General features: G+C 28.9%; 21 protein-coding genes, 1 tRNA gene and 1 other annotated feature. Of the genes, 16 read left to right on the forward strand and 6 right to left on the reverse strand.

Annotated elements, in window-relative coordinates; genetic code table 11:
• Positions 1-245 precede the first annotated feature (245 nt).
• From GPX08_RS04575 to GPX08_RS04600, 6 genes are all read left to right on the forward strand, one after another.
• Entirely contained in the window at positions 246-1,883 is a 1,638-nt protein-coding gene (locus tag GPX08_RS04575; RefSeq protein ID WP_156625668.1) for a hypothetical protein, read from the forward strand.
• Between the two features lie 4 nt (positions 1,884-1,887).
• Positions 1,888-2,304: a hypothetical protein gene (locus tag GPX08_RS04580; RefSeq protein ID WP_156625669.1), complete on the forward strand. Its 417-nt coding sequence runs from the start codon at positions 1,888-1,890 to the stop codon at positions 2,302-2,304.
• A 1,052-nt stretch (positions 2,305-3,356) separates the two neighbouring features.
• Positions 3,357-5,432, forward strand: a complete 2,076-nt coding sequence (gene fusA, locus GPX08_RS04585) for an elongation factor G (RefSeq protein ID WP_156625670.1) — start codon at positions 3,357-3,359, stop codon at positions 5,430-5,432.
• A 191-nt stretch (positions 5,433-5,623) separates the two neighbouring features.
• Positions 5,624-5,860 (forward strand): hypothetical protein, encoded by a 237-nt coding sequence (locus GPX08_RS04590; RefSeq protein WP_156625671.1) that lies wholly within the window; start codon positions 5,624-5,626, stop codon positions 5,858-5,860.
• A gap of 270 nt (positions 5,861-6,130) precedes the next feature.
• Positions 6,131-7,369 carry a competence/damage-inducible protein A gene (locus GPX08_RS04595; RefSeq protein ID WP_156625672.1) on the forward strand — a complete coding sequence of 413 codons (1,239 nt, stop codon included), beginning with the start codon at positions 6,131-6,133 and terminating at the stop codon, positions 7,367-7,369.
• 199 nt (positions 7,370-7,568) lie between these two features.
• A complete protein-coding gene (locus tag GPX08_RS04600) occupies positions 7,569-8,516 on the forward strand; it encodes a CPBP family intramembrane metalloprotease (RefSeq protein WP_156625673.1) in 948 nt (315 codons plus the stop codon).
• A 38-nt stretch (positions 8,517-8,554) separates the two neighbouring features.
• Here GPX08_RS04600 and GPX08_RS04605 read toward each other — a convergent pair whose 3' ends face one another.
• Positions 8,555-8,980, reverse strand: a complete 426-nt coding sequence (locus tag GPX08_RS04605; protein ID WP_156625674.1) for a hypothetical protein — start codon at positions 8,978-8,980, stop codon at positions 8,555-8,557.
• A 125-nt stretch (positions 8,981-9,105) separates the two neighbouring features.
• On the opposite strand from GPX08_RS04605, the gene GPX08_RS04610 reads away from it, so the two are divergent.
• From GPX08_RS04610 to GPX08_RS04630, 5 genes are all read left to right on the forward strand, one after another.
• Positions 9,106-9,181: transfer RNA gene (locus GPX08_RS04610), tRNA-Phe, on the forward strand.
• A 464-nt stretch (positions 9,182-9,645) separates the two neighbouring features.
• Complete coding sequence (locus GPX08_RS04615) at positions 9,646-9,846, forward strand: hypothetical protein (RefSeq protein ID WP_156625675.1); 201 nt, start codon at positions 9,646-9,648, stop codon at positions 9,844-9,846.
• Between the two features lie 172 nt (positions 9,847-10,018).
• Positions 10,019-10,228, forward strand: coding sequence for a helix-turn-helix domain-containing protein (locus GPX08_RS04620; protein WP_156625676.1), 210 nt, complete (start codon positions 10,019-10,021; stop codon positions 10,226-10,228).
• On the forward strand, positions 10,222-10,701 hold the full coding sequence (locus tag GPX08_RS04625) for a hypothetical protein (protein ID WP_156625677.1): 480 nt from the start codon (positions 10,222-10,224) through the stop codon (positions 10,699-10,701). Before GPX08_RS04620 ends, GPX08_RS04625 begins: the two co-directional genes overlap by 7 nt.
• A gap of 15 nt (positions 10,702-10,716) precedes the next feature.
• Positions 10,717-10,929, forward strand: a complete 213-nt coding sequence (locus GPX08_RS04630) for a hypothetical protein (protein ID WP_156625678.1) — start codon at positions 10,717-10,719, stop codon at positions 10,927-10,929.
• 37 nt (positions 10,930-10,966) lie between these two features.
• Here the strand turns inward: GPX08_RS04630 and GPX08_RS04635 are convergent, their stop codons facing one another.
• On the reverse strand, positions 10,967-11,206 hold the full coding sequence (locus GPX08_RS04635) for a CDGSH iron-sulfur domain-containing protein (protein ID WP_156625718.1): 240 nt from the start codon (positions 11,204-11,206) through the stop codon (positions 10,967-10,969).
• 774 nt (positions 11,207-11,980) lie between these two features.
• Between GPX08_RS04635 and GPX08_RS04640 the strand changes: the two genes are divergently transcribed.
• Both GPX08_RS04640 and GPX08_RS04645 read left to right on the forward strand, forming a co-directional pair.
• Entirely contained in the window at positions 11,981-12,553 is a 573-nt protein-coding gene (locus GPX08_RS04640) for a histidine phosphatase family protein (RefSeq protein ID WP_156625679.1), read from the forward strand.
• A 121-nt stretch (positions 12,554-12,674) separates the two neighbouring features.
• A complete protein-coding gene (locus GPX08_RS04645; RefSeq protein WP_156625680.1) occupies positions 12,675-12,974 on the forward strand; it encodes a Dabb family protein in 300 nt (99 codons plus the stop codon).
• Positions 12,975-13,138: 164 nt separating this feature from the next.
• On the opposite strand, the gene asnS is transcribed toward GPX08_RS04645, so the two are convergent.
• Together asnS and GPX08_RS04655 are read right to left on the reverse strand one after the other, a co-directional pair.
• Positions 13,139-14,533: an asparagine--tRNA ligase gene (gene asnS, locus GPX08_RS04650; protein WP_156625681.1), complete on the reverse strand. Its 1,395-nt coding sequence runs from the start codon at positions 14,531-14,533 to the stop codon at positions 13,139-13,141.
• 112 nt (positions 14,534-14,645) lie between these two features.
• Positions 14,646-14,896 (reverse strand) — a binding site (T-box leader).
• Positions 14,897-15,053: 157 nt separating this feature from the next.
• On the reverse strand, positions 15,054-15,752 hold the full coding sequence (locus GPX08_RS04655; protein ID WP_156625682.1) for a YfcE family phosphodiesterase: 699 nt from the start codon (positions 15,750-15,752) through the stop codon (positions 15,054-15,056).
• A 385-nt stretch (positions 15,753-16,137) separates the two neighbouring features.
• On the opposite strand from GPX08_RS04655, the gene GPX08_RS04660 reads away from it, so the two are divergent.
• Positions 16,138-17,217, forward strand: a complete 1,080-nt coding sequence (locus GPX08_RS04660; RefSeq protein ID WP_156625683.1) for a M24 family metallopeptidase — start codon at positions 16,138-16,140, stop codon at positions 17,215-17,217.
• A 112-nt stretch (positions 17,218-17,329) separates the two neighbouring features.
• Here the strand turns inward: GPX08_RS04660 and GPX08_RS04665 are convergent, their stop codons facing one another.
• Both GPX08_RS04665 and GPX08_RS04670 read right to left on the reverse strand, forming a co-directional pair.
• Entirely contained in the window at positions 17,330-18,148 is an 819-nt protein-coding gene (locus GPX08_RS04665; protein WP_156625684.1) for a purine-nucleoside phosphorylase, read from the reverse strand.
• Between the two features lie 252 nt (positions 18,149-18,400).
• Positions 18,401-19,777, reverse strand: coding sequence for a UDP-N-acetylmuramate--L-alanine ligase (locus tag GPX08_RS04670; protein WP_156625685.1), 1,377 nt, complete (start codon positions 19,775-19,777; stop codon positions 18,401-18,403).
• Positions 19,778-20,066: 289 nt separating this feature from the next.
• On the opposite strand from GPX08_RS04670, the gene purR reads away from it, so the two are divergent.
• A complete protein-coding gene (gene purR, locus GPX08_RS04675) occupies positions 20,067-20,885 on the forward strand; it encodes a pur operon repressor (RefSeq protein ID WP_156625686.1) in 819 nt (272 codons plus the stop codon).
• A 138-nt stretch (positions 20,886-21,023) separates the two neighbouring features.
• Positions 21,024-21,308, forward strand: a complete 285-nt coding sequence (gene spoVG, locus GPX08_RS04680) for a septation regulator SpoVG (protein WP_156625687.1) — start codon at positions 21,024-21,026, stop codon at positions 21,306-21,308.
• The last annotated feature ends 180 nt before the right edge of the window (positions 21,309-21,488 follow it).

The raw sequence follows: 21,488 nt of genomic DNA on the forward strand, positions 1-21,488 counted from the left end.
AACTCTTTTTTATTTTTTGAGTGGAACTGTGTCTGTTTTAAATTTACGGATAATGGTAACCACAAGGTGATATTGGAGTTAGTGACTTCTAAAGTTAAAGAACAGAAAAAAAACTTTTTACAAAATATAGAAAAATTGTGTGTCGAATGATAAAATGTGTATATAAAATAAAAAATATTATTGTATATAAAGCAGAGGACAAAAATTAATTTTATAAGGAGGTTAGAGAAATAGGTAAGAGGTTAATGGTCGATACAGAAGCTGCAAAGTACTTTATTACAAATAATCTTATGCCAATTTTAAGGGAGCTTGATGGAGAGATAGAGGACCTAGAGGGCTTAAAAAGGAAGCTTGGCTCTTTAAACAGATATTATAGTAGAAATAGTAATATGCTTAGTGATATAAACTCTGCATTAAGAGAGGTAAATGGGGATTATGATAAACTTCAAGATTTTATAAGGAACTTTAAATCTTTTATAGAAAATATAGAAGAGGTAGATGAAAGCTTAGCAAAGAAGTTTAAGAATGATGTTAAAGAATACTGCAATACAAATGGAATAGAGACTACAGAGTGGTACGACACATTATTAAATTTCGTTCAAGGAGCTTTAGATATAGTTGGGTTTATTCCAGTAGTAGGAGATATAGCAGATTTAGTAAATGCAGTAATATCAGCCTTTAGGGGAGACTGGCTTGCAGTTGGAATTTCTCTAATTGCAATAATACCACTAGTAGGAGATTCCTTTAAGTTCTTAAAATATACAGATGAAGCAGCAGCCTTATTAAAGTATGGTGATGAAGTTGTGGATATAGGTGGAGCAATTTCTAAAGAAGGAGCTCAAAAAGCAAGTAAAAAGGCTGGAAAGGAATTTACTGAAAAAGCTATAAAAGATCCAGATGCAGCAAAGAAAATGCTAGATACAACCATGGATATGGGAAATGGAAATCACTATATAAAGAATAAAAAAGGCTATGATTTTGAATTTGATATAAATAAAACTGATATACATCCAGAGAGTAGAGAGTTTATTATGGCAGGATGCTTTTTAGGAGAAACAAAAGTAAAAACAGAAAATGGACTTACACTTATAAGAGATATAAAAGCTGGGGATAAAGTATTAACTGTAAATGAGAAAAATGGACAAGAAGAATACAAAGAAGTAAAGGAATTATTTATAAGAAGTAGCAATGAAATTTGTATTATAAAAGTTGGAAATGATATAATAAAGACAACGACAGGCCATTTGTTTAAAGTAAAAGATAAATGGTGGACAGCAGCTATAAACATAGAAAAAGGGGATTATTTATATAGTGAAAATAATGAATACTTAGAAGTTGATGAAGTACATGTAGAGAAGAATAACTATCCTAGTTATGTCTATAATTTAAGTATAGATGGAAATCATAACTACTTTGTAGGTGAAGAAAAGGTATTGGCACATAATATGGCTAATATAAAGAGTTGTTCGCAACCTATTGAGGGGGTAAGTACCCCTGAAAGTATTCCTAAAAGACCTTCATGGAGACAGTCAGAATTAGATGTTCAATCTGATTTTCCAGATTATAATCCACAGAAGTCATTTATAGATGGTGATGAAGTCCCTTATGGTACAAAAGGAAGTTCTAGACCAGACTTTTATAAAGAAGGTGCTAGTATAGAAGTTAAAAACTATAAAGTTACTACATCAGAAGGTAGAAGTAGGTTAATAAATAATATTTCAAATCAAGTTAATAAAAGAATAACAGATTTGCCAAGTGGAACATCGCAGACAATAATAATTGATGTTAGAGGACAAAATGTTTCAAATGATGTTTTAAGAAGTATTAGAGATAAAATTTTAGAAAAATCAAATGTTAATGTAAATATACAATTTAAGAGGTGATAAAGTGGCTATTGGATTTAAAATTGATTTTTTATGGTATCAAGTTGGAACACCAGATTTTTTACACGCATTCTTCTCTACGATAAGTTATAATTTAGAAGAAAATAAATGGGGAAGTAAATATCCAATTTTTATGAATGAATTATATCAAGGTAAATTGAACTGGGAAAATGCTGGTAAAGCTGTTGAAGAACTAAAACTAATTAAAGAAGAATTAAAAAAATTTAATCCTGAATATGTAGTATGGGATATTGAAGATATTTCTAAACAACCGCCATGGGGGGGAAATATAAGTCCTGATATTACTGATTTATCTAATTATTTTGTAACTAGTGATGGAAGAGATTTAATAAGTGTAATTTTAATGGCTTTAAATGATTCTATATGTGAAAAGACAGACTTGGAGATAATAAATATCTAACTACATTATATGAAGTAAACTTGATGAATAAAGTAAAAAAAGTATATACTAAAGCAGGTTAAAGAAGTTAAATTACTTTTTATACTGCAGAATTATTATAATGCAGTGAATAGGGGCAAAAAGGGAACTAATGGATAAAATTGGAAAGTTAATTCTAGTTGATGAAACTAAAAAATACTTTCTAAAATCTTTATCACCTTATTCCCCCTTTTCAACCTAAAGTAAAAGAAAATATCGTTGTAACTAAAATATCGATACTAAAATAGTGTCGATATTTTTTTATATTCAATTACCTTGATAGTAGGTGATGTAGATAATAATACTGAAATACTACTAATGGTTTCAAAAGCCAAGATAACAAGGATTATACTAACGTCGTAAGCTGAAAGCTAAGTAAAATACTATCTTCAACAATTCCACTTGAAATCGAGAGATAAAAACAACAATACATATGTAAGAGGTAAATCAATTCCACTCAAAAATAAAAAGAATTGAAATGATAAAACATATAAATAATGGAACTTGGAACTAGGAACTCATGAGTTGTAAAGAGCAACAGGGGGATAGGGGGTGAACAATAACCTAAAGGAAAATAATAATTATATTGCAAGATTACCTTATTCCATCTGAAGCTTAGGAGAAGTAATGTATTACCAGATAACATAGTGGTACATAACTTTTCCTTTTAATTATTTTTATTATAGTCTTTTTTATCTATTTTTTTAATATTTATAGATAGTATAAGAGTGTTTAGAGGGTATAAAATTAGATAAGGAATTAATAATACTAGAAAAATTATAATAAAATTAAAATATACTAATTATTAAAAACAAATAAACTGAATATTCTGGAAATTAAAATAAATATATGTTATTCTATAATTATCTTAAAGTTAATATAAGAATTACTAAGGATGTTTTATGCACAAATGATTTTAAATTTATTAAATAATATTTGCTGAAGCATAAATGAAAATACTTTTTAAAAGCTAATTAGATATTAAAGGAAAGGCAGGTGGAATCATAATATTTGTTAAAGTATTATGAGGTAGTATGAAAAATTACACTATAAAAAATTTAAGGAATATTGGTTTAATAGGACATGGAGGATCAGGAAAAACATCTTTAATAGAAGCTTTGTTATTTCATACTGGTAACACGGATAGATTAGGTAAAGTAGAAGATGGAACAACAGTTACGGATTTTGATCCAGAAGAAAAGAAGAGGAAGATTTCTCTTTCAGCAGCTATAGCTCCAATAGAATTTCAAGAAACTAAAATCAATTTAGTAGATATACCTGGATACTTTGATTTTTCAGGTGAAATGATTCAAGGAATGAGAGCAGTTGATATTGCTACTATAGTAGTATCAGGGGTATCAGGAGTTAAAGTGGGAACTGAAAAAGCTTGGGATTATTGTAATAAAATAAAGTTACCAAGATCCTTCTTTATAAATAAATTAGATAGAGAAAATTCTAGTTATGATAAAACCTTAGCTCAATTAAAAGAGAAATTTGGAATAAGTGTAGTTCCAATACAATATCCAATAGGAAGTGAAGATAACTTCGAAGGTGTAATAAACGTAATATCTAAAAAAGCAAGAATTCATGATAATAAAACTAATGAAATAAGAGAAGTAGATGTACCAGAGGAATTATTAGAAAAAATTGATGAATGTAAAAGAATGATAATGGAAGCAGTAGCTGAAACAAGTGAAGAGCTTCTAGATAAATATTTTAATGAAGGCGAATTAAGTGATGAAGAAATATATAATGGATTAATAGAAGGATCAGCCACAGGTGATATTGCTCCAGTAATGTGTGGCAGTGCTTCTAAGGTAATAGGAATGAGATGCTTCCTAGAAGATGTAGTTGAGTGTTTCCCATCACCTAAATATTCAATTCCTCAAAAGGCTCTTGATGTTAAGAAAAATGAAGAAGTTTTCATAGGTCTTGATGAAAGTAAGCCATTTTCAGCCTTAGTATTCAAAACTATAGCAGACCCATTTGTAGGGAAGATGTCTTTATTTAGAGTTGTTACTGGAAAGTTATCTAATGAAATTACAGTAGTAAATGCAAATAAAGATAAGACTGAAAAGTTATCTAATATTTTCTTTATGAAGGGAAAAAATCAAATCCCTACTAAAGAAGTAGTAGCTGGAGATATAGCTGCAGTTGCAAAACTGCAATATACCGAAACTGGAGACACATTATGTGATATTAATAATAAGGTAATATATGATAAGATGAATTTCCCTAAACCTAATATATCTATGGCAGCACTTCCTAAGGCAAAGGGAGATGAGGATAAAATATCATCTGCACTACAAAAGTTATTAGAAGAAGATCCTACATTTACTGTAAATAGAGATACAGAAAATGCTGAGACAATAATATCTGGAGTAGGAGAAACCCATTTAGAAGTTATAGCAAGCAAGCTTAAAAATAAATTTGGAGCAGAAGTTGTATTAAGACTTCCAAAGGTACCTTATAGAGAAACAATAAAGGGCGTAGCAGATGTACAAGGAAAACATAAAAAGCAATCTGGTGGCCACGGACAATATGGAGATGTAAAGATTAAGTTTGAACCTAGAAGAGATGGAGAAAGTGATTTAGAATTTGTGGATAATGTAGTAGGTGGAGTTGTTCCTAGAAACTTTATTCCTGCTGTTGAAAAGGGTTTAAGGGAATGTATGGAGAAAGGTGTTTTAGCAGGATATCCAGTAGTAGGATTAAGAGCAACATTACATGATGGTTCATATCATCCTGTAGACTCATCAGAAATGGCATTTAAGCTGGCAACATCTATTGCTTATAAGAAAGGTCTAGAGCAAGCAAAGCCTATATTATTAGAACCTATTATGAAGGTAGAGGTTTTAGTTCCAGATGAATATATGGGAGATATTATAGGTGATATAAATAAAAGAAGAGGTAGAGTATTAGGAATGGAGCAAGAAGGAAATCTTCAAAAAGTCAATGCTGAAGTGCCACTTGCTGAAATGTTCAAATACTCAACTGATTTAAGATCAATGACTCAAGCAAGAGGAAGCTTTACAAGTGAAATTGAAAGATATGAAGAAGTTCCAGAACTTGAGGCTAAAAAAGTAATAGAAGATATTAGCAAAAATTAACAACGGATATTGTGAATAAATAGAAGAATAGTATGAAAAAATAAATAAGTATATACGGTTTCAATTAATAATATAAATCCTTCTAATTTTATAAAATTAGAAGGTAATAATTATATTTAATAAAATATAACAAATTGAAAGCATATATCTATATACTATTTAAATACAAATGAGGAACTAGGAGGAGTGCTATGCCAGACTATAGGATGGATATAAATGGAGAGCTTGGACTTAGTGAATACAGCAATATCTTTGACTATATGGGGGTTGTAGACAAAAAAGATAACTTCACAATAACGTTAGATAATGCTAAAAAGGATAATATAAATATAATTACTTCAATGCTTAAAGATAGTAAATTTTCTATTGTAAATGAAGGCGTTGATGACAGCGGAAAGTATTGTATAAACGCTAATAAGCAAGAGTAATAATATAATTAATTCTTAATAAGGGGGAACTGTTGCACAATGAAAAATGAAGAATGAATAATGAAAAATTAGTGAAAAAACTCCTATAGGAGTTTTCAAAATTAAATTATTATTAGTAATTTATCTGAGATTACATGAATAATTATAAATTTTAATTATTAATTCTTAATTGGGCTGTCTTTGTGACAGCCTTTAAATTTTATTAAAAAATTTTTATAATATAAATTTTTATGGTAAAATATAGTATATTATTAACGGAAGGTGATTTTAATGAAAGCAGAATTAATATCAATAGGAACAGAGCTATTACTAGGAGATATAGTAAATACAAATGCACAGTTTTTAGCTAAAGAGCTTGCAACTTTAGGTGTAGATGTATATCATCAATGTGTTATTGGAGATAATGAAGATAGAGTATTACAAGGCTTTAAAGAGGCTTTTGATAGATGTGATATGATTATTACTACTGGAGGTCTTGGACCTACCCAAGATGATTTAACTAAAGAACTTGCTGCTAAATATTTTAATAAAAAGATGTATTTACATGAGGAATCTTTAGAATGGATAGGGAAATATTTAAATATTAAAGATGATGAAGTGCTTGAAGCTAATAAAAATCAAGCATATATTCCAGAAGGTGCAATAGTGCTACATAATGAGAATGGAACAGCACCTGGAGTTATTATAGAAGAGAATAATAAAATTTTAATAATACTTCCAGGGCCTCCTAAAGAAATGAAGGCGATGTTTAGCAATCATGTTGTTAAGTATCTTGAAAAGTTAACTGGAAAGGTAATTAAATCTAGAACTCTAAGGATATTTGGTATTGGTGAAAGTATAATGGCAAAGAGGGTTAATGATATTATACAAAATAGCACTAATCCTACAGTGGCGCCTTATGCTAAAGATTATGAAGTAACATTAAGAGTTACAGCAAAGGATGATTGTGAAGAAAAGTGCGAAGCAGCAATAGGACCAAAATGTGAAGAAATAAAATCAATTTTAGGTGAATATATCTATGGAGAAGGAGAAGAAACTTTAGATTTAGTAGTAGCTAAGTTATTATGTGAAAAGAAGCTAACAATAGCTACAGCAGAATCATGCACTGGTGGAATGATTGCTTCATCATTAATTTCTTATCCAGGTATATCAGAAGTATTTATGGAAGGAGCTGTAACTTACTCAAATGAAGCAAAGGTAAAAAGGCTTGGAGTAAAAGAAGAAACTTTAAATAAATATGGAGCAGTTAGTGAAGAAACTGCAAAGGAAATGGTTGAAGGAATAGCTAGAGAGGCTAATACAGATATAGGAATAGCTACTACAGGTATTGCTGGACCTGGTGGCGGAACAGAAGAAAAGCCAGTAGGACTAGTATATATTGGAGTATTTATAAAAGGTAAAACTATTGTTGAAAAATTGAATTTATCAGGAAATAGGGAAGCTGTTAGAAGAAAGGCAACTATGAATGCCTTAAATATATTAAGAAAAGAATTAATAAGGAATTATTAAAAGAAATAATCCCCTTAACTCTTTAAGAATAAGGGGATTATTACTTTATATAAATAAAATGGGGGAGAGGCGATTAACTGTGGAAACTTTCTCGCTTCATTTATAATTATGTACAGTAACAATAGCTTTTATACAGGAATTTTGATTATTATAAATTATAGAGTAAAGTCATTAAACTAATTAAAAGAGAGGAGAAAGAATGAGTAAGGTATTAAGATCAAGTTTATATTTTTTATTTATATTAATAGCCCAAGCACTAGGGCCGATATTTTTAATGAAATTATATGGAGCAATTGGAATAACAGACCCTAAGTTAATATTATTCTTAAATCACTTTATTATATTAATAATACCAGCTATAGTATTTTTAATAATAAGTAAGGAACCAGTAAAGAAGACTTTAAGGTTAAAGAAATTACACTGGCAAGATACATTATTAATTATATTATTAGCATTTATTGTACAACCAGTTATGAATTTCTTATCACTTATTACAGTGTTTTTCTTTAATAATGAAGTAGGAGCATTTGTAAATAATATTATTTCAGCGCCATATATTTTACTTTTGGCAGTAATGGCATTATTACCAGCTATATCAGAAGAAATTACATTAAGAGGAGTAATATTATCTGGATATGATAATAAGAATAGATATGTAGCAGCAGCTATTACAGGATTATTCTTTGGAATATTGCATTTAGATCCTCAGCAATTTTTATATACTGCTGCTTTAGGATTTATTTTTGCATTAGTAGTAAGAATTACAGGTAGTATTTATTCATCTATGATAATGCATTTTATAATTAATGGGACATCAGTTACGCTTTTAAAAGTAACAGAACTATTAAAAAATATAGTACCGATTGCAAATGATACTGCTGAAACTACACTTAAAAATATAGAGAGTTCAGAGAAGCTATTTTTATTTATATTTTATGGAACTCTAGCTGTAATATTCTCTGTCTTTGTTTTCTTAATAATATATTGGTTAGATAAGATAAATAATAAGAGGAATCTAAAAGAAGGACAGGAAGAAGTAATACAGGTAAGAAATGAAAGTATAACTTATAAAAAAGAGAGAGTAATAAATATTCCAGTTATATTAGCAATAATATTTTATATTGGATTAATGATACTAATAACTTAAAAAAAATAAGGCTGCTAAAATAAAATGCAGCCTTATTTTTACTTCTTAGAAATAGAAGAAGTACTACTATAAAATATAGAAATATCCTTCGAGTTAACCCATCCTCTACAATTAATATCATCGCTAGAAGGGATATTCACATAAAACCATGTTTCATTATTGCAATCAGCACAGTCTAAGACACCTGCTTCAATAGACGAAATTATAGTTTTTAGAACTATTGAAGAATTGAGAGGAGATAAGTATAAATTAGTACTTGGTTTAATAGAGCAAGACTTATACGTAGGAATTGAAAACTTAACAATAACTTTTTCTGTATTTAACCTTTTAGTACTACTATAACTATTATAAGATTTTCTTCTAGAAATCATTAATTGCTTTCTTAATAGCTCAATCTTTTTGTTATAGTAATAATAGGTAAATATCAGGGCTGAAATTAATAAAACAAATATAATATACTTCATAAATAACTCCAAATAATACTATATTGTATTATATTTATTAAGGAATATAAAAATAACTATTTTTTAAAAAAGTACTATTAAACGTTGACATTTTGTGAAAAATTTATTAAAATATATATCGTTAAGGCTCGATAGCTCAGTCGGTAGAGCAGAGGACTGAAAATCCTCGTGTCCCTGGTTCGATTCCTGGTCGAGCCACCAGGTAAGGGTTGTCTTAGACAACCCTTAATTAATATTTAAAAATGAAAAATTAATAATTTAGGATGTAATTCTTTTGGGATTACTAGAATTAAGAATATTAAAAACTCTTTTTAAGAGTTTTTTTATTTTGCCCTTTTTAGGATAAGAATTATCAATTACTAAAGATATGATTAATTAATTACTCTAATAAGAAGATAAAGGTATTATATATAATTTTAATTTTAAAAGGATATATGAAGTAGATTGTACAAATCAATTAACTCTACATAAAGAGTTAACAAAAACTTATAAGAGGTTAATAAAAATAAATAATAAAGTATAAAATAACTCTTTACAAGTTATAGCTAAAGATGTATAATGAAATTATATTTAATCATACCTTAAGTTTTCGTTAAGAATTATTTAAGAAGTACCTATTATAATATAAGGTATAGAGTATAAAGAATAAAAGGGGTGTTACAGTTTTGGAAAAGTTAATTTTATCAGATGAAGATTATGATTACTTAGCAAAAGGAATAGCTCTAGGAGCTGGAATAGGGATATTATTAGGATTTTTTGTTGATAATATTATATTAACTTTTTCAGCTGGATCAGTCATAGGTATTATATCAGCATTAGGATATTCTTTTTATAAAGATCTGAAGAGAAAACAAAGGCAAAAATAGCTAATAAGTAAATTAATATAGATTCCCCAAAAAAATTGTGTTTTAAATAAAGCTGTTACAGAAATGTAGCAGTTTTATTTTGTTATAGAATGTAAAATAGACTTGACATTAAATGTAAAGCGCACTATACTAAAAATGTAAAGGATACTTAACAGAAAATGGAGATGATAAATTGCAAACTAAGATACAGGAATTAAGAAAAGAGCGTAAGATAACGCAAAGTGAATTGGCTGATGCCTTAGATGTTACTAGGCAAACGATAATTTCCTTAGAAAGTGGTAAGTATAAAGCATCTTTAGTTCTTGCACATAAGATAGCCCAATATTTTGATATGAGAATAGAAGACATATTTATTTTTGAGGGAGATGAAAATTTATGTTAGGAATTTTTTGTGGTAGCGAATGTAATACTAATGAAGAATATAAAAAGTATATAAAGAGAAGAATTGCATATTTTATTGGAATAATTATTCTTGGAGCCATTACTCTAGCTGTTACTTTCTTAGGGGATAGATTTTTTAATGTAAGTATTAGTGAAAAGATGATAGCAGTGTATACTGGATTTGGTTCAGGATTAATATCTATAGGAATAATTCTATTAATTAAGAACATTTTACTTTTAAAAAATGAAGAAAAGTTAAGAAAGAGTCGTATTTCAAATACGGATGAAAGAAATAAGGAAATAAGTATAAAAGCTACTAGAGTTGCATTAGTAGTTATGTTAGTAGCTATGTATTTAGTGGGGTTAATTGGAGGTCTATGGTATCCAGTACTCATTGAAGTATTATTAACAGTAATAAGTGTTTTCTTATTAGCGTATTTAGTGGCGTATAAAGTTATATCAAGAAAAATATAAGGGAAGTGAGAATTTATGAAGAAATTAAATAACTATATTGCATTTGGGTTGCTTATAAATTCATTTTGGTTATCATCAAGATATTTGTTTCCATTACCTGAATTTATAAATGGATTTTGCGTAGGATTAGGTACTACCTTAATTCTATGGGGAGCTTATATTGAAAATCATGATATAAGTAAGATAAAAGATTTTAAAAGAAAAGTTTTACTACGAATAAAGAATTAATGAATTAAAGGAAGTGGATTTACACTTCCTTTAATTTTTAAAGTTTTAAGTGTGATCCATCACAATATGGTGGAGTTTTAGTATGATTACAAGCACATAATTTTGCTTTTCCAGTCTTTTTAGCTACAAAAGATAATGGAGTGAAATCAGTCCCTATATGAGCACCATTGCAGAATGGAACATTAGAACTTTTTCCACATGTGCACCATAAATAAGTTTCATTTTCTTTAAGATCTACTAAGATTGGGGTTTTCTTTGCAATTAAAGACTTGTCCATAATAACTTCTTCAGTAGGTTCTTTAAGAAGTTTATCATATTCTTCCTTTATTGCATCAGCTAAGCCTTGATCTTGCTTAGCAACATTAACTATGTACATTAGAATACTTCCAGGGAAAATAACGTCTTCTTGTAAATATGTAACTTCTAAAGATTTTCTGGCAAGAGAAATTATACAATTGTCGTTATGTTCTAAACTACATTCTTTACATACTCGGCAGATACTTGCTATGCTTTTTGCAATAAGGGCTTTATTATATAATTTAGTATCATTTTTTGGAATTAACTTTAAGCCATCTTCTATATGTTGATTCCCTTTTACCTTAGCAGTTTCTGCAGCATTTTTAGCAAAGCCTATATTACACTTTAATGGAACACATTCAGGTGTGTTATAGAATTTACATTCAAAACAAATATTATTTAGATTTTCTTCGATTTTTTCATAAAAGTTCATTTGTATCCTCCTTTTTTAAGTTTAATTTATAAAGTTAATAACTTTAGTGTTATAATTGTGACATTACAAGAAATATATATATATTATACCATAATTAGACATAAGAATAATAATTTAAATAGATTAATAGAGTAAAGTAAGGCAATAAATATAGTCTATAGTTAAACACTATATAGATGTATTAAGCCAAGATAAAATTAAGTTTAAGAAAATCTATGTTTATAAGTAAAATAGATATAAAAATAATTAATGTATTGACTTAGAGTTAACTCTAACTAGTAGAATAATAATATAAGTATTAGGAAGTAAGGAGAGAAATATATGGGGAAAATATTATATTTAATGAGACATGGACAAACACTATTTAATGCAAGAAGAAAGATACAAGGCTTTTGTGATTCACCACTTACTGAAGAAGGGATAAGACAAGCAAAGGTTGCAGGAGAATACTTCAAAGATATGGAAATTGATCATTATTATTCTTCAACTCAAGAAAGAGCTTGCGATACTTTAGAGATTATAACTGATAATAAGGTTCCATATGTAAGATTAAAAGGATTGAAGGAAATGAACTTTGGAAAATTTGAAGGGGAAAGTGAAGATTTAAATCCTAACGGACATAAAGAATATGAAACATTTTTTATTCCTTATGGAGGAGAATCTTCAAACGATGTAAGAGATAGAATGGTAAAAACATGTACAGAAATAATGGAAAAAGAAGATCATAAAGTTGTATTAGCAGTATCTCACGGAGGTGCGTGTTTTAACTTTTTAAAAGCGTGGCAAGATCCTGCAGAGGAACTTAAAAAGGGATTTCCAAATTGCAGTATTTTTAAGTTTGAGTATGAAGATAAAAAATTTAAACTACTAGAAGTTATTAGACCAGAGGTATAATTATAAAATATTAAATACCTTCATATGTATAAGTCTTAAATAAGCTTCTTCATCTATCTATATAGAAAATATTTCAAATTACTGTATAATAAAATTAGAAATACATAGAGGAGGAGTTAATATGATTAGACATATTGTATCTTGGAATTATAGAGAAGACCTATCTAAGGAAGAGAATTATAATAATGCTAAAAAAGTAAAGGAAGACTTAGAAGCGTTAAAGGATAAAATAGAAGGAATAAAATTTATAGAAGTAATTATAGATCCTATAAAATCTTGTACTGCTGATGTTATTTTAATAAGTGAATTTGAAACTATGGAAGAATTAGATTACTATCAAGTTCATGATGAACATGTAAAGGCAGGAAAGTTTATACGCGCTAATTTAACTAATAGACAATGTATTGATTATGAGTTTTAAAGGTGCTGACGCACAATGAAAAATTAAAAATTAATAATGAAGAATTAATGAAAAAACTCCTAAGGAGTTTTAAAAAGAAGCACTTATATAAGTCTAGTCGAACTATATAAGTGCTTCTTTATCTTTTATTTTAAACTAAGGTATTGTCAGATATATCTAATTTATTAGAAATCAGATTGTCCTGTAGTTCTTGGGAATGGAATTACGTCTCTGATATTTGACATACCTGTAATATACATGATAAGTCTTTCAAAACCTAATCCAAATCCAGCATGTTTAGTTTCTCCGTATTTTCTAAGCTCTAAATACCACCAATAGTCTTCTTCTTTAAGACCTAGTTCAGACATTCTCTTAGTTAATACATCGATTCTTTCTTCTCTTTGGCTTCCTCCAATAAGTTCTCCGATTCCTGGAACTAAAAGGTCAGTTGCAGCAACTGTCTTTCCATCATCGTTTAATCTCATATAGAAAGCTTTTATATCCTTTGGATAATCAGTTACGAAAACTGGTTTCTTAAAGTGTTCTTCAGTAAGATATCTTTCATGTTCTGTTTGTAAGTCGATTCCCCATTCTACTGGGTATTCAAACTTCTTATCAGCCTTCTTTAAGATTTCAACTGCTTCAGTGTAAGTTACTTTACCAAAGTCAGATGAAACAACATGGTTTAATCTATCTAAGATACCTTTATCAATAAATTGGTTAAAGAACGCCATTTCTTCTGGACATTCAGCTAAAACATATTCTAAAACATATTTAAGCATATCTTCAGCTAATTCCATATCGTCTTGTAAGTCAGCAAAAGCAATTTCAGGCTCTATCATCCAGAACTCAGCAGCGTGTCTAGCTGTGTTTGAGTTTTCTGCTCTAAAAGTAGGTCCAAAAGTATAGATGTTTCTAAATGCTAATGCGTAACATTCACCATTTAATTGTCCTGATACAGTAAGGTTAGTTTCTTTACCGAAGAAATCTTCCTTAAAGTTAACAGCGCCATCTTCAGTTTTTGGTACATTGTTCATATCTAAAGTAGTTACTCTAAACATTTCACCAGCACCTTCAGCATCACTTCCAGTTAAAATTGGTGTGTGAGTATATACAAATCCTCTTTCTTGGAAAAACTTGTGGATTGCATAAGCAGCTACTGAACGAACTCTAAATACAGCTGAAAAAGCATTACTTCTTGGTCTTAAGTGAGCTATAGTTCTTAAATACTCAAAGCTATGTCTCTTTTTTTGAAGAGGATAGTCTGAATTAGATAATCCTTCTATTATTACTTCTTTAGCTTGAATTTCAAAAGGTTGCTTAGCTTCAGGAGTAGCAACTAAAGTTCCTACAACAGTTATTGATGAACTGATAGGTAGCTTTGAAACTTCTTTAAAGTTTTCAATTTTGTTATCAAAAACAACTTGAATATTCTTAAAGAAAGTACCATCGTTAACTTCAATAAATCCAAAAGCATTAGATGCTCTTAATGTTCTTATCCATCCAGAGATTGTTACTTCTTTAGATAAGTATTCTTCTTGGTTTCTATAAAGAGATTTTACATAGATTACTTTACTCATTTTTTTTCCTCCTAGTTAAATTTATTCATAAAAAATTCTAAAGGTAATAGGGCTTCAGATTTTTTTCTTAATTAATTAAAAAAGTGTATAAAAAAACCTCTCATCCCCTAAAATAAGGGACGAAAGGATATTCGCGGTACCACCCAAATTGCTATAAATAGCCACTCATTAGACACATATAATGTCATTCAAGTAAATAACGGCTTGAATCCGTCTAAGTCTACTTAAGTGATATAAAATTAATCACCCTTTCGGTTAGAAACTCAGAGATGTTCTTCACTAAAGGCTTCGTAAGAGGCTCACACCATCCCTCATTCGCTAAGACTACATCCAAATAGCTACTCTTCTCTTCACAGTAATAATATATACAGTTTATTAAGATTTTACATCAATTTACTAAGCTTTGCAACTTTTATTGAAGATATTTATTATTAAAGTTAGTTATAAACAATTAAGCTTAGAAAAGAAGTATATTAAAATTAATTTTAAAGTTTATAGTACTATTATATATACTTATTTATTATTCAGTTCCACTTTCATAAGATGCAACTAATTGAGGCGGAAAGTTTAACATTTGTGCATCTTTAACTATTCTCTTATATTCATACTCAATTTCTTTAAACTTTACATCTATATTTTTATCTTCATTTATATTTATTATACAGTAAGTAGCATTAGGTCTACCTATTTTTGGTTTACCTACACTTCCTACGTTTATAAATGTTTTATTATCAAATTTCTTATATGATGGAATATGAGTATGAGCACATACTAAAATATCCTCTTCTAAGTTTTCCATAACTTTTTTAGTCTCATTACTATCTTCAAAAAGATATTCATTTATTCTATTAGGACTTCCATGAGTAAACTTAATCTTTACTCCGTTAATATCATAGTTTAGTTCTGTTGGTAATTCTGATAAGTAATATTTATTTGAAGCACGAACTTCTTCAGATGCCCAAGGCAATGCAAAGGAGTTAATTGAAGTGTCTCTTATAAAGGTGAAAGCTCCATCTACTACAGAAGCATCATAATTACCTTTTATGCAAGGTATTTCTCTTCTTTTAATTAGTGCTACTACTTCATTTGGATGAGGACCATATCCAACTAAGTCTCCAAGACAAACTACTAAATCAACTCTTTCATCATCTATATCCTCTAAAACCTTCATTAGTGCGTAAATATTTCCGTGTATATCTGATATGGCAGCTATTTTCATAAGCAATCCTCCTTAATAAATATAATTAATTATAGCACTAGTATTTACTCATATAAATATATATAAGTGGTAACTTTTATTAAATTTTTATTTCTTTTCTTAAAGAAAAGTATTAGGATAAAGAAAGGAAGGTTTGTGAATAACTAATATAATATTCATAGTATTTTATTAATAAGTTATTATACATATGGCTCAATTAAGAATTAACATATTTGTAGGTTTATAAAAGTAATAACTATTATTTAAGTAAAATAATATAAATTGGAAGCAGTGATTTTTAAGTTTTTAGGAAACTTATTACCTTAAATATTTTAAATATAACTTAATAAAATGTATAATATTACTTATAAATTATATACTTATATAATTAAATAGAGGTGATAAAATGAAGATAGATAGAGTTAATAATGTATTAAGAGAAATGGAAAAGCAGGGATTAAGTCAAATGCTAGTGTCATCACCATCAGCTATATTTTATTTAACTGGTAAGTGGTTTTCACCGGGAGAAAGATTAGTTGCTTTATACTTAAATACTAAAGGAAATCATAAGCTTATTGTTAGTAAGTTATTCCCAGTTTACGAGGACTTAGGAGTAGACTTAATTTGGTACACAGATATAGAGGATCCAATACAAATATTATGCACAGTTGTGGAGAAGGAAGAAGCTATAGCTGTGGATAAAAATTGGCCAGCACATTTCTTAATTAGACTTATGGAAAATAAGGGAGCAAAGGCTTTTGTTAATGGTTCCCCTATTATTGATAGATTAAGAATGATTAAAGATGCTGAAGAAATAGCTTTAATGAAGAAGTCATCAGAAATTAATGACAAAGTTATGCTAGAACTTTGGAATAACTTAAAAGAAGGAAAGACTGAAAAATATTATGCAAGTCTTTTAACTGAAATTTATGAAAGTCATGGAGTAAATGAGTTTTCATTCCCTCCAATAGTGGCTGTTAGCCCTAATGGAGCTGATCCTCATCATCATTCAGATAAAACTCCAATAAAGAAGGGGCATAGTATTGTAATTGATATTGGTGGGGTTTATAACTCATATTGCTCAGATATGACAAGAACTGTATTCTTTGGAGAAGAGCCAAGTAAAAGACATGCAAGTATTTATAATATAGTTAAAGAAGCTAACTTAAGTGCTATAAGAAAAGTAAAAGAAGGAGTTAAGTTCTCAGAAATAGATAAGGCTGCTAGAGATTATATAGAAAATGCAGGTTATGGAGAATACTTTACTCATAGAACTGGTCATAGCATAGGAATAGAAGATCACGACTTTGGAGATGTAAGCTCAACTAACAATGAAGAAGTAAAAGAAGGAATGGTATTCTCTATAGAACCAGGAATATACCTAAAAGACGATATTGGAGTTAGAATAGAAGACTTAGTATTAGTAACTAAAGATGGATGTGAAGTACTAAACTCAGTAACTAAAGACATAACAATAATTAAATAAAAAAATTGAGCTGTCCTAAAGACGGCTCAACTTTTATTTTTTAAAACTCCGAAAGGAGTTTTTTCATTAATTCTTCATTATACATTCTTCATTTTTCATTGTGCGATAGCACCTATATTACTTCGATTATTTTATTCATTAATGAAGTGAACTTTTCTTTTACCATATTTGAAGTCTCAACTACTTCTTCATGATTTAATGGTTGATCTAGTATTCCAGCAGCCATATTAGTTAAGCATGAAATACCAAGAACCTTCATTCCAGAGTGAGCAGCTATTATAACTTCAGGAACTGTAGACATTCCAACAGCATCAGCTCCAAGAACTCTAGACATTCTTATTTCAGCAGGAGTTTCATATGTAGGACCACTAAACATCATATAAACACCTTTCTTTATATCGATGTTTAATTCTTTTGCTACATCTTCTGCCTTCTTAATAAGTTCAGGAGTATAAGCACTAGACATATCAGGGAATCTTGGACCGAATTCCTTAAGGTTTGCTCCTATTAGTGGATTATCTCCGGAGAAGTTAATTTGATCATTTATTATCATTAAGTCTCCTGGTTTAAAGCTTGTATTTACAGCTCCAGCAGCATTAGTTACTATTAGCTTTTCTACTCCAAGAAGCTTCATAACTCTTACTGGAAAAGTAACTTCACTTAAAGGATATCCTTCATAAAAGTGGAATCTTCCTTGCATTGCTATTACAGTTTTTCCATTAAGCTTACCTATAACTAATCTTCCTACATGACCTTCTACAGTAGATACAGGGAAGTGAGGTAATTCTTCATAAGGGAAAAATTCAGGTTCTTCTATAGAATCAGCTAAAGAGCCAAGACCAGAACCTAAAATTAAACCGATTTCAGGTTTATATTTAGACTTTTCTAGAATGAAATCAGCAGCAACTTTAATTTTTGTTGATAAATCCATAACATCACACCTCTATATATGTTTTATTTTGTAATTTAAATATAACTTAGTTTAAAGAAAAGATAAAGGAAATTTAAATAATATTTTTTAAATGCGAAGCATTTAAAATGAAAAATGAAAAAATGAAGGAATGAAAGAATGAAGGAAGGAGGTTTTGCTATGCAAAACCTCCTTTACTCTAAAGATAATCTTATAAAAAATCTGTAAAGATTTTTTTATAAGCATTCTTTCATTTTTTAATTTTTTCATTCTTTAATTCTTTAAAATGATATCTGCTACTTTAACTACGTCTCCCGCACCTACAGTTAAAACAATATCGTCTTTTTCTACTTTAGATTTTAAGTAAGATGCAGCCTCTTCATGACTATGAACATTTATACACTTAAGGCCAGTTGCTCTAATTGCATCTCCTAGTTCATCAGATGAAACAAGTCCTGTATCCTTTTCTCTTGCTGCATAGATGTCCATAAGTAGCAGTTCATCTGCTTCATTAAAGCAAGTAGTGAAGTCATCAAATAAAGTTTTTGTTCTAGTGTAAGTATGAGGTTGGAATACTGCGTAGATTTTGTTATTAGGTATTAACTTAGCAGTATCTAATGTAGCTTTTATTTCAACTGGATGATGAGCATAATCATCTATAATAGTAGCTCCATTAAATTCACCCTTATATTCAAATCTCTTATGAGCACCCTTACATTCTTTTAATCCTTCAATGATAGATTCGTATGGAAGGTTAAATATTAAGCCAACAGCTATAGTTGATAAGGCATTTAATACATTATGCTTACCAGTTGTACTTAAAGTTACTTCAAATAAGTCTTTGTTGTCCTTATTTACAGTAAATGTAGCACAACCTTTATTATCAAATCTGATATTAGTAGCTCTAATATCACCTTCATTAATTCCGTATCTGATAACATTACATTTAGCTTTATCTAAAACTTCTTTTACATTATCATCTTCACAGTAGCCAATTAAATATCCGTCTTCAGGAATTATATTAGAGAATTTTTCGAAAGTCTCTTTTATGTGATTTAAATCTCTATAATAATCTAAGTGATCAGCATCAATATTTAATATAATACCTATATATGGATAAAACTTTAAGAATGATTCCTTATATTCACATGCCTCAGTTAAGAAGTATTCACTATCACCTATTTTAAAGTTACCATCAATAACATCTAATTCTCCACCTACTAAGATAGTAGGGTCTAAATCCGCTTTTAAAGTTACATGAGATAACATTGAAGTACAAGTAGTTTTCCCGTGAGTACCAGCTACAGCAACATTAAATTTATGTCCCTTCATGATTAATCCTAAGAACTCAGCTCTATCTACTAGAGGAATATTCTTATCTTTAGCTTCAACTATTTCAGGATTATCTGAAGGTATAGCAGCTGTATAAACTACTAAGTCAACATTTTTAAGATTTTCTCTATTGTGACCTATGTAAATTTCAGCACCTTCAGCTTTTAGTTTATCAGTTAATTCTGATTCCTTAGAGTCAGAGCCTGATACTTTAAAACCTTTAGTAAGTAAAAGTGCTGCAAGACCACTCATGCTTATTCCACCGATTCCTATAAAGTGGACTTTTTTATTTATATCTCTATTAAGATCGAATAACAAAATATCAACTCCTTTATTATTGCAAACAATATGGCAATTTATTTCAAATAGCTTTCACCTTATAATTATATACAAATTTAAGAAAATGAACACATTAAAAAGTTATATATTAAAGATTTTAGGCAAATTTTATGAAAAATTCTATAATAAAAATTTATATTATGGCTTATTTGCTTTGTAAATGATTAAAATCTATTGATATTGAGAAAAATATAGAATAAAATATGAATATTAGTACGATTAAATTAAAGAATAATTCGGAAAATTTTACAGGTGTAGGTGGTTTATTTTGGAAAAATTAAGTAGAAATAGTAGGGTTGTTGCCATTACAAAGATATTAACTGAAAATCCTAACAAGGTAATTGGTCTTAATAGATTCTCAGATTTATTAAATGCTGCTAAGTCAACTATAAGTGAAGACATAGTGATTATTAGAGAAATTTTAGAGAAGCTTGAAATGGGCAAGGTTGAAACAATTGCAGGAGCGGCAGGTGGAATTAAGTATATTCCGGGGATAGAAAATGAAAACAGAAGAAAATTCGCTGAAGACTTATGCGAAATGCTAAAAGATGAAAGTAGAATAGTACCAGGGAATTTTATTTATATGACTGATTTGATGTATAACCCACAAATAATAAGCAAGGCTGGAGTTATATTATCATCTATTTTTTATAGTAAAGAAGTAGATTATGTGGTTACAGTAGAAACGAAGGGAATTCCTCTTGCTTATGAAGTAGCAAGAAACTTAGGTATTCCTCTAGTTATTATAAGAAGAGATAATAAAGTTACAGAAGGTTCTACTGTTACTATTAACTATGTTTCAGGTACTAGCGGAAGAATACAACAGATGTCATTATCTAAGAAATCTATGAAGGCAAGAAGTAAGTGCATATTTATAGATGATTTCTTAAGAGGTGGTGGAACAGCTCAAGGAATAAAGGATTTATTAAAAGAGTTTGAAAGTGAACTTATAGGTATTGGAGTACTAGTTGATAATGTAAGCGTAGCTCAAAAAAGAGTAGAAGATTATATTTCAATTGTAGAACTTAGACATCTTGGAGAGTCGAAAAATTTAGAAGTTAAACCTTCAGATATAATATTTGGATAAGATTAATCTATAAAACTACAAAAAAGTTGCTAAATTTATTAAAAAATTAAAAAAATTTTTTAAATTTTAAAATTTTAAGAGGATTTTTACAAATTTTATAGAATTTAATATCTATCATAGCAACGGAGGTGTAGTGCAATGACAATAACTGATGTAAGAATTAGAAAAATAGCTTCAGATGGAAAAATGAAAGCTATAGTTTCTGTTACATTTGACAATGAGTTTGTAGTTCATGACATTAAAGTAATCGAAGGGCAAAATGGATTATTTATAGCAATGCCAAGCAGAAAGACACCAGATGGAGAGTTTAAGGATATAGCACATCCTATAAACACAGACACTAGAGAAAAAATTCAAACATCAATCTTAGAAGCTTATGAAAAAGCTAAGGTTGAAGATGAATCAGAAACAGTTGTTGAATAATGTAAGAAAAAGTAGTGTGTTGCAAAATTATAATAAAAATATTTTTGCAACACGCTAAATAGACAAATGATTATTAAGAATAGGAATTGTTTCACAATTATAAAGTTTTGTGAGGCAGTCCTTTTTTTTGTATGTAATGCTTTAATTAAATATTCAAGAGCTATATAGAGGATAAATAAG

Origin of the sequence: Clostridium tertium (genome assembly GCF_902652255.1) — a bacterium.
Taxonomy (GTDB): domain Bacteria; phylum Bacillota; class Clostridia; order Clostridiales; family Clostridiaceae; genus Clostridium; species Clostridium tertium_A.